Below are 14,527 nucleotides of genomic sequence, written 5' to 3'. Positions count from 1 at the left end.
CCCCTCACCGGCCCCGCCCTGATCGAACGCGTCGAGGCGATCCGCGAAGCGGTCGGCCAGGCCTTCATCGGCCAGCCGGAGGTGCTCGAGCAGATCCTGATCGCGCTGCTGGCCGGCGGCCACGTGCTGATCGAAGGCGTGCCCGGGCTGGGCAAGACCCTGTTGGTGCGCGCGCTGGCGCAGGCGCTGGAACTGAACTACGCGCGCGTGCAGTTCACCCCCGACCTGATGCCCAGCGACGTCAGCGGCCATGCCGTGTACGACCCCAAGACCGAGAGCTTCAAGATCCGCCGCGGCCCGGTGTTCACCCACCTGCTGCTGGCCGACGAGATCAACCGCGCCCCGGCCAAGACCCAGTCGGCGCTGCTGGAAGTGATGCAGGAAGGCCAGGTCACCATCGAGGGAAAATCGTTCCCGCTGGCGCCGCCGTTCCTGGCCCTGGCCACGCAGAACCCGGTCGAGCAGGAAGGCACCTATCCGCTGCCGGAAGCGCAGTTGGACCGCTTCCTGCTGAAGATCCTGATCGACTATCCGCAGCTCGAAGACGAGAAGCGCATGGTGGAAGCGGTTACCACCGGGCGCAGCGCCGGCGACTTCGACCTTTCGCAGGTGCCGCGCGTGCTCGGCGCCGAAGACGTGGTGGCGATGCAGCTGGGCACCGCCGCGATCGTGGTGGACCCGCAGGTGATCGACTACGCGGTGCGCATCGTCGCCGCCACCCGCAGCTGGCCGGGCATCGCGCTCGGCGCCGGCCCGCGCGGCAGCATCGCGCTGATCCGCGCCGCGCGCGCGCAGGCGGTGCTGTCCGGGCGCGACTTCGTCACCCCCGACGACATCCGCGACATCGCCAAGCCGGCGCTGCGCCACCGCATCGCGCTGGCCCCGGAACTGCAGATCGAAGGCCAGAGCGCCGACGACGCGCTGGGCGCGCTGCTGGCGAAGGTGGAGGCGCCGCGCAAATGAGCCGGGATTCGGGAGTGGGGATTGGGGATTCGCAAAAGCCCGCATCCGCGGCGATGCCGGCATTCCCCGCTCGCATCCGGACGGCGACCGGTGCGGCCTTGAGCGCGCGCGCCGCGCTGTTACGAATCCCCAATCCCCAATTCCGAATCCCGGCCCTCAACCCATGAGACCCGCCCCGCCACTGCTAGCCCTGCTCGGCCTATGGGCGCTGTGCGGCCTGGCCTCGGCGCTGCAGGTCGTCGCGCTGTGGCCGTGGCAGGCGCTGGGCGCGGCGATCGGCGTGATCGCGGCGGTCGATGCGTGGCGGCTGTGGCGCAGCCCTACCCCACAGGTGCGCCGCGAATTGCCCGAGGCCTTGCCGCTGGGCGTGGAGCGCGAGGCCGGGCTGCGCCTCGACAGCGCGCAGCGGCAGAGACTGGACGTGTTCGATCTGGTGCCCAGCGGCTGGTGGATGCAGGGCCTGCCGCGGCGGGTGACCCTGTATGCGGCCAGCGAGACCCATCTCACCTACCGGCTGCGTCCGACCGCGCGCGGCCGCTTCGAATTTCCCGGCACCCATCTGCGCCTGCATTCGGCCTGGCGCCTGTGGCGGCAGCGGCGCGTGGCCGGCGCGGCGCAGACCGTGCGCGTGTATCCGAACTTCGCGCCGCTGACCCGCTTCGCCCTGTTCAGCGCCGAACAGGCGTCGCGGCTGGTCGGCGCGCACCTGAAGCGGCGCCGCGGCGAAGGCACCGACTTCCACCAGATGCGCGAATACCGCGTCGGCGACAGCCTGCGCCAGATCGACTGGAAGGCCACCTCGCGCGCGCGCAAGCTGATCTCGCGCGAGTACCAGGACGAGAAGAACCAGCAGCTGCTGATGCTGATCGACACAGGCCGGCGGATGATGGCCAGCGAGAGCGGCCTGGCGCATTTCGACAACGTGCTCAATGCCGCGCTGGTGGTGTCGTACCTGGCGCTGCGCCAGGGCGATGCGGTGGGGCTGATGGCCAGCGGCGGCGACGCGCGCTGGGTCGCGCCGCAGCGCGGCATGGGCACGGTCGATGCGCTGCTGCGCGCCAGCTACGACCTGCAGCCGCAGGCGGTGGCCACCGATTACCTGGCCGCGGCGACCGAACTGTCGCTGCGCCAGCGCCGCCGTTCGCTGGTGATGCTGATCAGCAACGTGCGCGACGAAGACATCGAAGACCTGCTCGCCGCGGTGCGGCTGCTGCAGCGCCGGCATCTGGTGTGCGTGGCCAGCCTGCGCGAGCACGCGCTGGACCAGGCGCTGCGCCAGGACGTGCACGACCTGCAGCAGGCGGTGCAGGCCGGCGCGGTGGCGCGCTACCTGCAACAACGCGGCGACGCCCACGACGCGCTGCGCAGCCACGGCGTGATGGTGCTCGACGTCACCGGCGAGGAGCTGCCGGGCGCGCTGGTGGAACGCTATCTCGCGGTCAAGCGCGACGGGTTGCTGTAGCGCGACGCCGCGGCCCATGACGATGTCGCCACCCCGCTGCATCGAATGTCGCTTGCCGTTGGACAGAATGAAACGCCGGATGCGGCCCACATAGGCCTGCTCGGTGCGCAGGCTGTAATGGCGAAGCCGCAGCCGACCACGGACCTGATCCAGCAGCTTGGAGGACAGGCGCGCCATTACGCCTGCAGCGTCACGGGTGTAACCCATACGCCCGCTCAAACGTCGGATAACGCGACCAGCATCGACGCCAAGACCGGCGACTGCCATCTGGCAAGTCATTGTTACGGGTTAGGAATTCGCCCCTTTCCAGACCTCCGGCGTTAGTCGATACTTGGTGCAACACCGCTTTTAGGCGGTCCAATAGTAGTTAGGCAGATCGATCAACTTGGAGGTGTAGCTGATGAGTGACCCAAGACCATGTAGCGTGTATTTTGGACACGGTGACAAGCAAACAGGCATGTTTATCCAATACGGCACCCGCGTGATCTACGACGAGGGGAACAATCCGATACAAGTATCATCGGCAATTGTTGAGATGGATAGCGGCCGAGTTGTTGAGGTAGAGCCGTCCACAGTTACATTCGGCAGGTCTGCCTAACAATTCATTCAAGCCGAACCCGCTCTGCGGGTCGGCTTAATTCAGGCGTTAGGCATCAAAAAGCAAAATGCCGCGGGTATGTACAGTCTTTGCCCGCGGCTTATCTAGCTCAGCCTTCAGGCAAGATCACAATGCCTTGGCCGATCACTTGTATTCGCGCCTTTTGTCCAACCGTGAAGCCAGCTGCGGATAGCCAATCGCCACTCAACCGTAGGAACGGCACTTGTCGTGGTCGGTAGCGGCATTCCCGATCTTTGTGTCGGCTTTCGTAAACCTGGTAGCCAATCGTCAGATAGCGAGGCTTCGGTGACGAGGTCTTCTTGGTAGTCACGGTGTACTCCTACGATTCGTTCTATTTCGCCTCCTGTTCAGAGAGGCGGCCGGGTGCTTGAACACGGTCGTAGGGCCGCCCGCAGTTTTCCCCTTTCGGGTCTTGCATAGCTGCGCGCCACCCGGCCATAGAAAAAGGCGGGGCACAAAAAAGCCACTTGGCTAACGGGAGTGGCTTCCGCCTACGATGGTGTGTTCAGCACCTTGGTCAAATTTAGCGCCACGCATGGTCCGGGTCAAGCCGTGTGCAAGCAGCAGACTTATTGTTGTGGCATGCTTGGTCTGCGGCAGAAGCGACGGGGACTGCAAGAGCAACTGCCTAACAATTCATTCAAGCCGACGCCACTTCGTGGCGCGGCTTAATTCAGGTGTTAGGCCTACAGGAGAGATCCATGCGACTTCTAGTGATTGCACCGCTCTTGCTGCCGCCCTTCTCTGCCCTTGCAGCGCCCGACTACACCTATTGTGAGATCACTGGTCTGGCACTCGGTGCGGACAAAGAGTTCGTTGGCTCAGTTGCGGCTCGCATCGTTGACCGTCAAGGTCTTACTGGTGAGCCCGGGTGCCAGGCCGTCTGGAAGGATTCTTATGCAACAGGCAAGCGACTTTCGGCTGGAGGTCAGTGGTCCGATCTGGATTCGGTCAAGTGGCAAAAGCTTCAGGGTTTCGAGACCAAAGTCTTGGACAGTGTTATCAGCGGCCTGCATCTCGGCTTGTAGGCCTAACAATTCGTCCAAGCTGACGCCACTGCGCGGCGCGGCTTGACTCAAACGTTAGGCCTCTCCACAAGCATGGCTAAGAAAAAGAAGACCGTCAGATTCCGCGTGGCGGACTACTATGACGGAGGCTTGGTACGCTTAGATGACCTTGAGATCCCTTCAAAGAGAGTCGGCTATAAGAAGCAAGATGGTGTTCTTGTTGCCACGGTTCCTTTAGGCGTGCCCGCATTCGAGGAGGCAGTAAGGGAGATATTCTCCAGGTCAGCTAGTGAGGGCTGGCCACTTAAGGGGCGCTTGCTGGTTGGCATCGGAATCTCCCTACCCAAGTCCGCATATCGATCCAAGGATGTAGACAATATGGCAAAGGCTATATTGGACGCGTTTTGCGGCATTGCCTACGAGGATGACAAGCAGATCGATGCACTCTTTGTGTCTAAAAGCGAAAGTTCAAAGTGGCAAGTATGGATGGCTTTCAAGACGCTCGGCGACACACCGCAATCTTGGTTTATTGAGCCAATGATGGTGCGACTTCCAAACAACGAGCCCGAGGCCTAACAATTCATTCAAGCCGAAGCCGCTTCGCGGCTCGGCATAATTCTGGCGTCAGGCGGTAGTGCTGCAAGTGCGGCGCGGCTTTCGTCTCTGGACTCCCGCGGCATCTGCGCCGCATGCGGCACCGCGAACTTGGCGCCGCGCGTGCGCTGCATGCCAGCGCGAACGGCGTGCAGCGTGCCCACGCCACATCGCGGACGACAAGCGCGCGGCGCCGTCCCCGCGCCTACGTCCGCGCGACCACGAATCCGGCGGCACTCCGCCATATCGGGGCCGGGTCACGGCGCGACAGCGGGCGCCAGCGGCAACTGCGCGCAGGCCTGCTGCAGGCGTTGGAGCGCACGCAGCATCAGCGGCCGGTGCCGCGCCAGCTTCATCCACGCCGGCAAGCGCGCCACCATCGAGCGCCCGAACAGACCGCGCCGCTCACGCAGCGTGGCCGCGACGTAGTCCTGCAGCTCCTGCAGATGGCGCGCGTTGTAGGCCCACAGCACGCCGGCGCGGGTCGGTGCGACCAGCGCCAGGGACATGCCGAAATGCGGGTCGCAGGGCTGCGCGTCGCGCACGCGTTGCGGCTGCACCGCCACCGCGCTCTGCTTGCCGCAATGCGCACAGCGCCCGGGCAAGCTCCCGGGCGGCGCAACCGCCGCGGTCGAGACCGCACAGACCTGGACCCACTGGTGGCCGCAATGGCCGCAGGCGCGGCGGCCCGACAGCCGCACCGCGCCCACCCAGTCGTCGTTGCCGCTGTCCAGCGCCGCGCTGCACTGGCCGCAGCGAAAGCGCGCCTGCCAGCGGTACGGCTGCCACTGCGCCAGCACCCAGCCCGGCGCGTCGCAGCGATGGCAGCGCACCGCCACCCGGTCCGCGTAGGCCGCCAACGGCGTCCCGTCGTTGCGATGCCGCCGTGGCATGACCGGCGACGGCCCATGCTCAGGCATACAGCACGCCGGCCTGCCCCGCCTCGACGATCGCATGCGGCACGAAGCGCGCACTGTCGCGGGTGATCGGGCCGTCGTCCTCGCGGATGCCGATGCCGCACGCGCTATCGCCGACGATCCAGCTGCCCACCATCGGATAGCGACCATCGAACGCCGGCAGCGGATGCGCCTGCTGGACGATGCACGGCCCCTGGTACGGACCGTCGCTCTCCAGCATGCGCCCGTCGGCCAGATGCAGGGCGATGTTGGCGCCCTCGCGCGAATACAGCGGCTTGCGCACCCAGCCCGGCGGCAGCGCGGCGCCGTCGTCGAACGCGGCCGGCAGCAGGTTGGGATGGCCGCGATGGCGCGACCACAGCAGCGGCAGGATGCCCTTGTTGCTCAGCACCGCCTTCCACGGCGGCTCCAGCAGGCGCAGGCCCGATCCCGGCAGGGCCTGGCCGAAGCGCTCGGCGAACAGGTCTTCCAGCGGATACAGCTTGAACAAGGTGCCGATCACCACGTCGTTCAGATCCGTATAGCGCCCGTCCTCGGACAGGCCGATGTCCTCGATCGCGATCGCCTCGCCGAACAGCCCGGCCTGCGCCGCACAGTCGCGCAGATACGCGACCGTGCCCTGGTCCTCCTCCGAATCGCGCACCGCGGCGAAGGACAGCGGCGGCGGCAACTGCGCCGCCAGTTCGGCGAAGCGCTCCACCAGCGTCTCGTGGATCGAATTGAACTGGTCGGCGTCGTGCGCCAGCCGCCCCTGCGCCCGCTGGTCTTCCAGCCACTGCCACTGGAAGAACGACGACTCGAACAGCGAGGTCGGCGTGTCGTAGTTCAGTTCATACAGCTTGGCCGGGCCGGTGCCGTCGTAGGCCAGGTCCAGGCGCCCGTACAGATGCGGATCGCGGCGCCGCCAGCTCTCGGCGATCCAGTCGCGGAACGCCGGCGGAATCGCCAGGCGCTGCATCAACTCTTCGCTGGCGACGATCTCGTCCACCAGCCCCATCGCCATCTGGTGCAGCTCGGCGCTGGGATCCTCCAGGTCGCGTTCGATCTGGCGCAGGGTGAACGCGTAGTACGCGCGCTCGTCCCAGTAGCGTTCGCCGCCGATGGTATGGAAGCGGAAGCCGCACTCGGCGGCCTGCGCGCGCCAGTCGCCGCGTTCGACGATCGCGATGCGTTGCATGTGCTTGCCTTGGTGGATGCGGGTTTAAAGAGTGCGGCGGTCAGCCGCCGACGCTGCCGCGCGCGCCGCTGGAGCTGCCGAAACCGCCGCGGCTCACCGTGACCGCCCGGTCCGGCGTGGCGCCGATATGGGTCATGGTCTGGTTGCCGCGCAGGCTGGTGGCGCCGGCCGCGCCGGCCCCGGCGGCCGCGGGCCGCTGCCACTGGCTCTGCCGGTCCTGATAGGCGGGCGCGGCGTTGAAGCCGGCCATGCGATTGCCGTTGAGCATCTGCGACAGGAAGAAGCCGGTCATCAGCGGGCCGATGAACGAATGTCCCTGGCTGTCGCGCTGCTCCACGCAGCGCTCGGCCGAATACTCCTGCGCGCACTGCTCGCGGCTGGCGTATTTGGGCCCCTGGTCCGCCGACTGTTGCTGCGCCTGCTTGAACGCCTCGCGGCAGGTGGTGATGTCGTGGGTCTGCGCCGCACAGGCTTCCACCGAGGTGTACAGCCCCTCCTGGCGCTTGGCTTCGGGCGCGCAGGCGGTGAACAGCAGCGGCGCACTGCCCATCAGCAACAGCGCGGCCTTCTTGGATCGCTTCATCGGTTCCCTCCCGGAGCACAGACCCCGATGATGCCTGGTTCCGGCCAGGGACGGAAATCGCCGGCACCGCGGCGCCCGCCGGGCGCCATGCGCATCGCGCCGGTTCATCGCCGGCAAGGGCAGCCGCGCAGGCCGCGTGATAACGTGGCGAATGGCCCTGTGCGCGGCGCAAAAGGTTGCGAATGCAACCCTTTACCGCCCTCGCCGGGCCGCCCGCTTCCGCCAGCATTCCGCCCGCCTTCCGACTGTACGACGCCCCCATGCCCGACTATCGCTCCAAGACCTCCACCCACGGCCGCAACATGGCCGGCGCACGCGCGCTGTGGCGCGCCACCGGCATGCAGGACGCCGACTTCCACAAGCCGATCATCGCCATCGCCAACTCCTTCACCCAGTTCGTGCCCGGCCACGTGCACCTGAAGGATCTCGGCCAGCTGGTCGCGCGCGAGATCGAGCGCGTCGGCGGCGTGGCCAAGGAATTCGACACCATCGCCGTGGACGACGGCATCGCCATGGGCCACGACGGCATGCTGTATTCGCTGCCCAGCCGCGAGATCATCGCCGACTCGGTGGAATACATGGTCAACGCGCACTGCGCCGACGCGCTGGTGTGCATCTCCAACTGCGACAAGATCACCCCCGGCATGCTGATGGCCGCGCTGCGCCTGAACATCCCCACCGTGTTCGTGTCCGGCGGGCCGATGGAAGCGGGCAAAACCAAGCTCGCCGACCACAACCTGGACCTGATCGACGCGATGGTGATCGCCGCCGACCCCAACGCCTCCGATGAAAAGGTCGCCGCGTTCGAGCGCAGCGCCTGCCCCACCTGCGGCTCGTGCTCGGGCATGTTCACCGCCAACTCGATGAACTGCCTGACCGAAGCGCTGGGCCTGGCCCTGCCCGGCAACGGCACCGTGGTCGCCACCCATGCCGACCGCGAGCAGCTGTTCCTGAAGGCCGGACGCACCGCGGTCGAGCTATGCCACCGCTGGTACGGCGCCGAAGATCCGACCGCCCTGCCGCGCGGCATCGCCACCTTTGAAGCGTTCGAGAACGCGATGACCCTGGACATCGCGATGGGCGGCTCCACCAACACCATCCTGCACCTGCTCGCCGCCGCGCAGGAAGGCGAAGTGCCGTTCACCCTGCGCGACATCGACCGCCTGTCGCGGCATGTGCCGCAGCTGTGCAAGGTCGCGCCGAACATCCAGAAGTACCACATCGAGGACGTGCACCGTGCCGGCGGCATCGTCGCCATCCTCGGCGAACTGGCGCGCGGCGGCCTGCTGCATACCGACCAGGCCACCGTGCACAGCCGCACCCTCGCCGACGCCATCGCGCAGTGGGACATCACCCAGACCGACGCCGACGCCGTGCATACGTTCTACAAGGCCGGCCCGGCCGGCATCCCGACCCAGATCGCTTTCAGCCAGGCCACGCGCTGGCCGACGCTGGATGCCGACCGCGCAGCGGGCTGCATCCGCGATGTCGCCCATGCCTACTCGCAGGAAGGCGGGCTGGCGGTGCTGTACGGCAACATCGCGCTCGACGGCTGCGTGGTCAAGACCGCCGGCGTGGACGAATCGATCCACGTGTTCGAAGGCAACGCCAAGGTGTTCGAGAGCCAGGATTCGGCGGTCAAGGGCATCCTCGCCGACGAAGTGAAGGCCGGCGACGTGGTGGTGATCCGCTACGAAGGCCCCAAGGGCGGCCCCGGCATGCAGGAGATGCTCTACCCCACCTCGTACCTGAAGTCCAAGGGCCTGGGCAAGCAATGCGCCCTGCTCACCGACGGCCGCTTCTCCGGCGGCACCTCCGGCCTGTCGATCGGCCACGCCTCGCCGGAAGCCGCGGCCGGCGGCGCCATCGGCCTGGTCCGCGACGGCGACAGGATCCTGATCGACATCCCCAACCGCAGCATCAACCTGCTGGTCGACGACGCCGAACTCGCCGCCCGCCGCGCCGCGCAGGACGCGCAAGGCTGGAAGCCGGTGGAAGTGCGCCCGCGCAAGGTCACCACCGCGCTGAAGGCGTATGCGCTGTTGGCGACCAGCGCCGACAAGGGCGCGGTGCGCGACAAGGCGATGTTGGACGGTTGAGGCGTTGCCATGAAGACCGTGGGTTCCCACGGTCTTCATGGCATCCCGGCATTGCACTGTGGGAGGGACTTCAGTCCCGACGCGTGACCACAAACGTCCACAGCTGGATTGCTTTTCTTGGCGGCACGTCACACGCCGCCAACGCCCAGCCCATCCAACGGACTGCGCACCGCAGACGCCCCGCGCCCCAACACATGCGTGTAGATCTGCGTGGTGGCCACATCCTTGTGGCCCAGCAGCTCCTGCACGGTGCGGATATCGTGGCCGGCTTCCAGCAGGTGCGTGGCAAACGAATGCCGCAGGGTGTGGCAGGTCGCCGGCTTGGCGATGCCTGCACGACGCCGTGCCGCCTGCACTGCGCGCTGCAGCATTTCCTCCGACACGTGATGCCGGCCCACTCGGCCACTGCGCGGATCCACCGATCGACGCGCGGCGGGGAACAGATACTGCCAGGCGGGCTCGGCATCGGCATTGGGATACTTGCGCGCCAGCGCATGTGGCAGGAACACCCTTCCCGCCCCCTCGGCGAGATCCGCGGCGTGCAGCAGCAGCGCCCGCTCGCGTTGCTGCATCAATTCCCCGCGCAGGCTGCGCGGCAGCGGCACCCGCCGATCCTTGCCGCCTTTGCCGTCGCGCACCACGATCTCGCCGCGAACCATGTCCACATCCTTGATCCGCAACCGCAGGCATTCCAGCAACCGCATCCCGCTGCCGTACAGCAGCCCCGCCATCAGCCGACAAGACCCCTCGAGCATCGTCAGCAAGCGCGCGACCTCCTAGACCGAGAGCACCACCGGAATCCGCCGCGGCCGCTTGGCGCGCACCAGATTCTCCATCCAGGGCAACTCCACGCCCAAAACTTCGCGATAGAGGAACAGCAGCGCGGCCAGCGCCTGATTCTGCGTTCCGGCCGAGACCTGCCCCCGGGTCGCCAGATCGGTCAGGAACGCTTCGACCTCGGCCTGCCCCATCTGCGCCGGATGCCGCTTGCCGTTGGCCAGGATGAAGCGCCGTATCCAGCCCACATACGCTTGCTCGGTGCGCAGGCTGTAATGCCGAAACCGCAGCCGATCACGGACCCGATCCAGCAGCTTGGGCGCCAGGCGCGTCGTTACGCCTGCATCGTCACGGGTGTAACTCATACGCCTGCTCAAACGTCGGATAACGCAACCAGCATCGACGCCAAGACCGTCGGTTGCCATCCGGCAAGTCATTGTTACGAAGTAGGAATTCCCCTCTTCCCAGACTTCTGGCGTTAGTCGATACTTGGTGCAACACCGCTTTTAGGGCGGTCCAATAGTAGTTAGGCCGCATGGACACTTCCACGCTACGACATACACTCATGGGAATCGCGGCAGCCACACTCGCCGCGCCCACCGGCTTTTTAATGTATGGTCTTCTTTCTGATCCAACGAACTTTAATGTGAGCGATGTCTTTGTAGCTGCCTTCATCGTTTACGCCTTCGGCCTTATGGTGAGTATTCCAGTCTCGCTCTTATTTGGCCTGCCCTACGTCCTGTTGCTCCAAAAAAACGGTCGTCTGAACTGGCTGTACGTGTGCGGTGGTGCTGCCGCGGCGGGCGCGGGTGTCCTCACCGGGCTTTGGGCGCTTAGCTTTCAGTTATACAAGCCACTCTGGGTATTTGCAGGGCTAGGGCTTGTATCTGGGCTTCTGTCTGGCGCGGCATTTTGTGCAGTTGTGCGGCCGAACAATTCATTCAAGCCGAACCCACTTCGCGGGTCGGCTTAATTCAGGTGTTAGGCCGCTATGGAAGCTCATCGTGTAACCCTCAGAGACGGCACCGATGCAACTTTGTATCGCTCGGAGTCTGGGAGTTGGGCTTGCCCAGTGTGCGGCAGCGTCGAGCTCGCCGAGCAGCCCTACTACAGCGACGGTAGCACCTCATTCGCTATGTGTAGCTGCGGTTTCGAGTTCGGCTTTGACGACGACCCTGGTGCTTCCGCAGAGGCAAATCATTCAGTCGCTGCAAACTGGACTAAGTGGCGCACTCGTTTTCTGCGTAAGCTCCAATCTCACCCGCAGGCGTTGGCGCAGGTTGCTGACCGGTTGCGGGCAATTGGGGTGGTCGCGTGATCAGTCAGGGGCGGCCTAACAAATCATTCAAACCGAACCCGCTTGGCGGGTCGGCCTAATTCTGGTGTTAGGCCTCATGAATAAGCTAGCCCCCAAGTCGGTTCACGAATCCTTCTCTCGGTTCTTCGAGAGTCCTTCGCGCGAATCCCTTCGCTCTTTTTTGAAGGAACACGTAGGCGAGCTGCGCAACTGCGACTTCAAAGAGCAGTGGCCTGAGCACGCTGCGGTCGCAAAGCATCTGCTAGGTATCGCAAACGTCGGAGGTGGATGTCTGATATTCGGTGTTAAGGAGAGCACCACTGGGTTAGAACCAGTTGGCATCACCGAACTCAAGGATAAGGCGGACGTCGTCTCCGGAATCCGCCTATATCTGCCAGAGCCACTGCTCACGTCCTTGGAAATTGCTGACTTCTCGTACGCTGCGGCTGAGTACCCGGCGCTAATTGGCAAGCGTTTTCAGGTCTTGTTTGTGCAATCTGACCAAGAATCGCTGCCCTATGTTGCCCAGCGCGCAGGCACTGGCATTCGTTCCGGCGCAATTTACATTCGAAGGGAAGGTGCCACCGAGGAAGCGAACTACGAGGAAGTGCAGCGCTTGCTCCAAAGTCGCGTATCTAGTTCTGCTCGATCTGCGAAGACGAGCACACTGAAGGAACATCTAGAAGAGGTGAAGTTGCTTTACGGGGAGATTCCGAGAAATATTCAGATCGGCGCACCACCAATTGCAAAGGTTGACTGGGCCAAGGATCTAGCCAAGATTGCAAGCATGTTCGTCGGTGAGCGCGAACCGAACCCTGACTATCCAAAAGAGGACTATCAGACCTTCATCCTACGAGCACTTGAAGGAAAGAAGAAGCTAATTGAACGCCTTCTGGGCCTGCCCCGATGAGGCCTAACCCATCATTCCAGCGGACCGCCTTCGGCGCCCGCTGAACTCAAACGTTAGGCATCAATGGATATTCGGCCTCTATTAGTCAACCTTGAGTCTCCGTACAAAGACTACGACGGGTCCGAGGAGATCGCCCGTGAGGTGGTTCTTGCTGCGCTACGTTGGCCTACGGAATACTGGGTCAGGCTTGCAATTGAGTGGCTCGCGCAAGGTGCGCCAATTGACACTAAGGTCGTAGAAGCTCTAGACGAAGTTGCTCAGCATGTGGGATTTTCGCAGTTAGTTCGTCACAAGGCATTTGCCGCGGCACGTCGTTGGTGTCTCGCAAATGCCTAACATCTCGTTCAAGGCGGACACCTTCGGTGCCGCTTAACTCCAGCGTTAGGCCGTGGTGGAGCAACAGCATCGGTGCTCGCATATTCGACCAGTTCACTGGCGCGCACGCGGTCGGCTCCGGACAGGGGTTCTCACCGTAACTGGCATCGGACAGTCCGCCGCTTCGTCATTTCGTGTCACTGCCGCGCGGCACTCATTGCGCCTGGCTTCGGAGCCAACAGGCCCCGTGGCATTGCGGCGCAAGCTTCATCCCGCAAGCTGTGGCACACTCGGCTCAGGCGGGCAGTGCTGGGGAGCACGGTTACGGTCTCAACCGTTTCGGCCACTCACTGCCTAACAACTCATTCAAGCCGACGTTGCTTCGCAACGCGGCTTAATTCAAGCGTTAGGCATCACAAGGAATAGCTCATGGAACTTATAGATCTACTTAAGGCGGCGCAGAGCGGAGTTTGTGCTTACAAGGAAGGGGATAAGGACTTCAACGACGTAATCCGAATTCTTGACAATGAAGGAAATGGGCTGTTCAAGAACCCAATCAGAACAATTACAACTGAAAGGAACGGAGAGCTTGGCCGTTGCACAGCAATCGAGCTAAAAGGCGGTCTCAACACTTTCGGTTTAATGGCGCTTGAGAAGCTAGCAGGCGATGCCTAACAATTCATTCAAGCCGACGCCGCTTCGCGGCGCGGCTTAACTCAGGCGTTAGGGCTCATGACAGATTCACCGGGACACGGAACATTGGCAGTAGGTGGAGACTTCGCCAACGTCTTGGACGGCGAGGACTACTTGGCCATGCTCAATTCTCGAGACGAAGCAACGGTAGTACTCAAAGCCCACCTAATCCTAGAAGAGTTCCTCAATATCTGGGCATCGAAGCTCACCGGCACTGAAGACTTGTTCGCCGGGGGATTCGTAAGCTTCAAGACCAAGCTGAGTATCACCCGCAACTTAGGACTCGCTCACGACCTGTACAAGGCGCTGGACAAGTACAACGACATCCGAAATAAGTACTCACACCGCAGGAAGTACCAAGCGGATGGTCAACTTGTCAGTTCGCTAGCCGGCATAGTAGACGCTGCCATTCCAAATCTGAAAATGGTCAGCTGCGACACTTTTGAGATCCAAAGCTCGGGCCTTGATCAGAACGGCGTACGACATGAAATGAACTACGCTTGGCCCGATTGTGACAACGGCAAGAAGTTTTTAGTTATTCTTATAGTACTCGTGCTGAAACTTACGCACTGGATGCAGGTGTCGTTCCAAGAGCGTGGAATCAGCTACACGCTAACCACGTCTCTACCCACGCATGAGCGCGGTGCGCCCTAACAATTCATTCAAGCCGACGCCGCTTCGCGGCTCGGCTTAATTCGAGCGTTAGACCTGCCATGAGAAAAATCTACAACTTGATAGCTTTTTCTCTCTGCATCGCGCTGTGCGCGTGCGCTGCAGCTGCGCCGCCCCCGCGCTGCTTGTCCGGGCTTGCCCCTACAGCTACAGTTGCACCAAAGCTGCCACCTCGGCTACACAATGAGTTTTCTGGCAAAGCTCAAGTCGCTTTTGTCATTCGGCCTACCGGGCATGTGCAGTCCCCGGTCATTGTCTCGGCGGAGTGGCACCACATCGGCCGCAGTCGCGGTCAACCAGTTGGCTACAACGATGCCGTCCTTTCCGCTGTAGCACAGTGGCGCTATCCGTCGCGAGAGCAAGCCTGCCGCCACCAGGTTCCGGTAGAGTTTTACTTTGAGGGCTCCAGCCCCGCGGTTGGCAGATCTAACAATTCATTCAA

Annotated in this window: 13 protein-coding genes and 2 pseudogenes; 9 read left to right on the top strand and 6 right to left on the bottom strand. The window is 63.5% G+C overall.

The features are described from left to right. The first annotated feature begins 18 nt into the window (after positions 1 to 18). A complete protein-coding gene (locus JR064_RS08065; protein WP_206229380.1) occupies positions 19 to 963 on the top strand; it encodes an AAA family ATPase in 945 nt (314 codons plus the stop codon). 163 nt (positions 964 to 1,126) lie between these two features. Continuing rightward, positions 1,127 to 2,425, top strand: a complete 1,299-nt coding sequence (locus JR064_RS08060; RefSeq protein WP_206229366.1) for a DUF58 domain-containing protein — start codon at positions 1,127 to 1,129, stop codon at positions 2,423 to 2,425. A gap of 30 nt (positions 2,426 to 2,455) precedes the next feature. Here the strand turns inward: JR064_RS08060 and JR064_RS23050 are convergent. Continuing rightward, positions 2,456 to 2,632, bottom strand: a pseudogene (locus JR064_RS23050) (phage integrase N-terminal SAM-like domain-containing protein); the annotation flags it as partial. A 500-nt stretch (positions 2,633 to 3,132) separates the two neighbouring features. Then, the gene (locus tag JR064_RS08055) at positions 3,133 to 3,354 is read right to left on the bottom strand and encodes a SymE family type I addiction module toxin (RefSeq protein ID WP_191825858.1); all 222 of its coding nucleotides are present in this window, start codon (positions 3,352 to 3,354) and stop codon (positions 3,133 to 3,135) included. Positions 3,355 to 3,745: 391 nt separating this feature from the next. Here JR064_RS08055 and JR064_RS08050 point away from each other — a divergent pair, with 391 nt between their 5' ends. Together JR064_RS08050 and JR064_RS08045 are read left to right on the top strand one after the other, a co-directional pair. Then, positions 3,746 to 4,072, top strand: a complete 327-nt coding sequence (locus JR064_RS08050) for a hypothetical protein (RefSeq protein ID WP_191825859.1) — start codon at positions 3,746 to 3,748, stop codon at positions 4,070 to 4,072. Between the two features lie 72 nt (positions 4,073 to 4,144). Continuing rightward, positions 4,145 to 4,627, top strand: coding sequence for a RusA family crossover junction endodeoxyribonuclease (locus JR064_RS08045; protein ID WP_191825860.1), 483 nt, complete (start codon positions 4,145 to 4,147; stop codon positions 4,625 to 4,627). Between the two features lie 275 nt (positions 4,628 to 4,902). Here JR064_RS08045 and JR064_RS08040 read toward each other — a convergent pair whose 3' ends face one another. From JR064_RS08040 to JR064_RS08030, 3 genes are read right to left on the bottom strand one after another with little or no spacing between them, the layout of a single operon-like run. Continuing rightward, complete coding sequence (locus JR064_RS08040) at positions 4,903 to 5,505, bottom strand: hypothetical protein (RefSeq protein ID WP_191825861.1); 603 nt, start codon at positions 5,503 to 5,505, stop codon at positions 4,903 to 4,905. 52 nt (positions 5,506 to 5,557) lie between these two features. Next, positions 5,558 to 6,739 carry a glutathionylspermidine synthase family protein gene (locus JR064_RS08035; RefSeq protein WP_206229365.1) on the bottom strand — a complete coding sequence of 394 codons (1,182 nt, stop codon included), beginning with the start codon at positions 6,737 to 6,739 and terminating at the stop codon, positions 5,558 to 5,560. Positions 6,740 to 6,779: 40 nt separating this feature from the next. Then, on the bottom strand, positions 6,780 to 7,322 hold the full coding sequence (locus JR064_RS08030; RefSeq protein WP_206229364.1) for a DUF1190 domain-containing protein: 543 nt from the start codon (positions 7,320 to 7,322) through the stop codon (positions 6,780 to 6,782). 260 nt (positions 7,323 to 7,582) lie between these two features. On the opposite strand from JR064_RS08030, the gene ilvD reads away from it, so the two are divergent. Further along, positions 7,583 to 9,421, top strand: a complete 1,839-nt coding sequence (gene ilvD, locus JR064_RS08025; RefSeq protein ID WP_179570982.1) for a dihydroxy-acid dehydratase — start codon at positions 7,583 to 7,585, stop codon at positions 9,419 to 9,421. A 128-nt stretch (positions 9,422 to 9,549) separates the two neighbouring features. Here the strand turns inward: ilvD and JR064_RS08020 are convergent. After that, a pseudogene (locus JR064_RS08020) lies at positions 9,550 to 10,563 on the bottom strand (integron integrase). Between the two features lie 170 nt (positions 10,564 to 10,733). Between JR064_RS08020 and JR064_RS08015 the strand changes: the two are divergent. From JR064_RS08015 to JR064_RS08000, 4 genes are all read left to right on the top strand, one after another. Next, on the top strand, positions 10,734 to 11,171 hold the full coding sequence (locus JR064_RS08015; protein ID WP_206229363.1) for a hypothetical protein: 438 nt from the start codon (positions 10,734 to 10,736) through the stop codon (positions 11,169 to 11,171). A 421-nt stretch (positions 11,172 to 11,592) separates the two neighbouring features. Continuing rightward, complete coding sequence (locus JR064_RS08010; RefSeq protein WP_206229362.1) at positions 11,593 to 12,405, top strand: AlbA family DNA-binding domain-containing protein; 813 nt, start codon at positions 11,593 to 11,595, stop codon at positions 12,403 to 12,405. A 744-nt stretch (positions 12,406 to 13,149) separates the two neighbouring features. Further along, positions 13,150 to 13,395 (top strand): hypothetical protein, encoded by a 246-nt coding sequence (locus JR064_RS08005; protein WP_206229361.1) that lies wholly within the window; start codon positions 13,150 to 13,152, stop codon positions 13,393 to 13,395. 57 nt (positions 13,396 to 13,452) lie between these two features. After that, positions 13,453 to 14,067 (top strand): hypothetical protein, encoded by a 615-nt coding sequence (locus tag JR064_RS08000; protein WP_206229360.1) that lies wholly within the window; start codon positions 13,453 to 13,455, stop codon positions 14,065 to 14,067. Positions 14,068 to 14,527: the final 460 nt, after the last annotated feature.

This window comes from Xanthomonas bonasiae (assembly GCF_017163705.1).
Taxonomy (GTDB): domain Bacteria; phylum Pseudomonadota; class Gammaproteobacteria; order Xanthomonadales; family Xanthomonadaceae; genus Xanthomonas_A; species Xanthomonas_A bonasiae.
This window is presented reverse-complemented; position numbering and strand designations above follow the sequence as displayed.

Bases quoted from the DNA above. Each gene is read 5' to 3' on its own strand.
- JR064_RS08060 (WP_206229366.1), top strand. From the start codon at position 1,127: ATGAGACCCGCCCCGCCACTGCTAGCCCTGCTCGGCCTATGGGCGCTG.
- JR064_RS08050 (WP_191825859.1), top strand. From the start codon at position 3,746: ATGCGACTTCTAGTGATTGCACCGCTCTTGCTGCCGCCCTTCTCTGCC.
- JR064_RS08045 (WP_191825860.1), top strand. From the start codon at position 4,145: ATGGCTAAGAAAAAGAAGACCGTCAGATTCCGCGTGGCGGACTACTAT.
- JR064_RS08035 (WP_206229365.1), bottom strand. From the start codon at position 6,739: ATGCAACGCATCGCGATCGTCGAACGCGGCGACTGGCGCGCGCAGGCC.
- JR064_RS08030 (WP_206229364.1), bottom strand. From the start codon at position 7,322: ATGAAGCGATCCAAGAAGGCCGCGCTGTTGCTGATGGGCAGTGCGCCG.
- ilvD (WP_179570982.1), top strand. From the start codon at position 7,583: ATGCCCGACTATCGCTCCAAGACCTCCACCCACGGCCGCAACATGGCC.
- JR064_RS08015 (WP_206229363.1), top strand. From the start codon at position 10,734: ATGGACACTTCCACGCTACGACATACACTCATGGGAATCGCGGCAGCC.
- JR064_RS08010 (WP_206229362.1), top strand. From the start codon at position 11,593: ATGAATAAGCTAGCCCCCAAGTCGGTTCACGAATCCTTCTCTCGGTTC.
- JR064_RS08005 (WP_206229361.1), top strand. From the start codon at position 13,150: ATGGAACTTATAGATCTACTTAAGGCGGCGCAGAGCGGAGTTTGTGCT.
- JR064_RS08000 (WP_206229360.1), top strand. From the start codon at position 13,453: ATGACAGATTCACCGGGACACGGAACATTGGCAGTAGGTGGAGACTTC.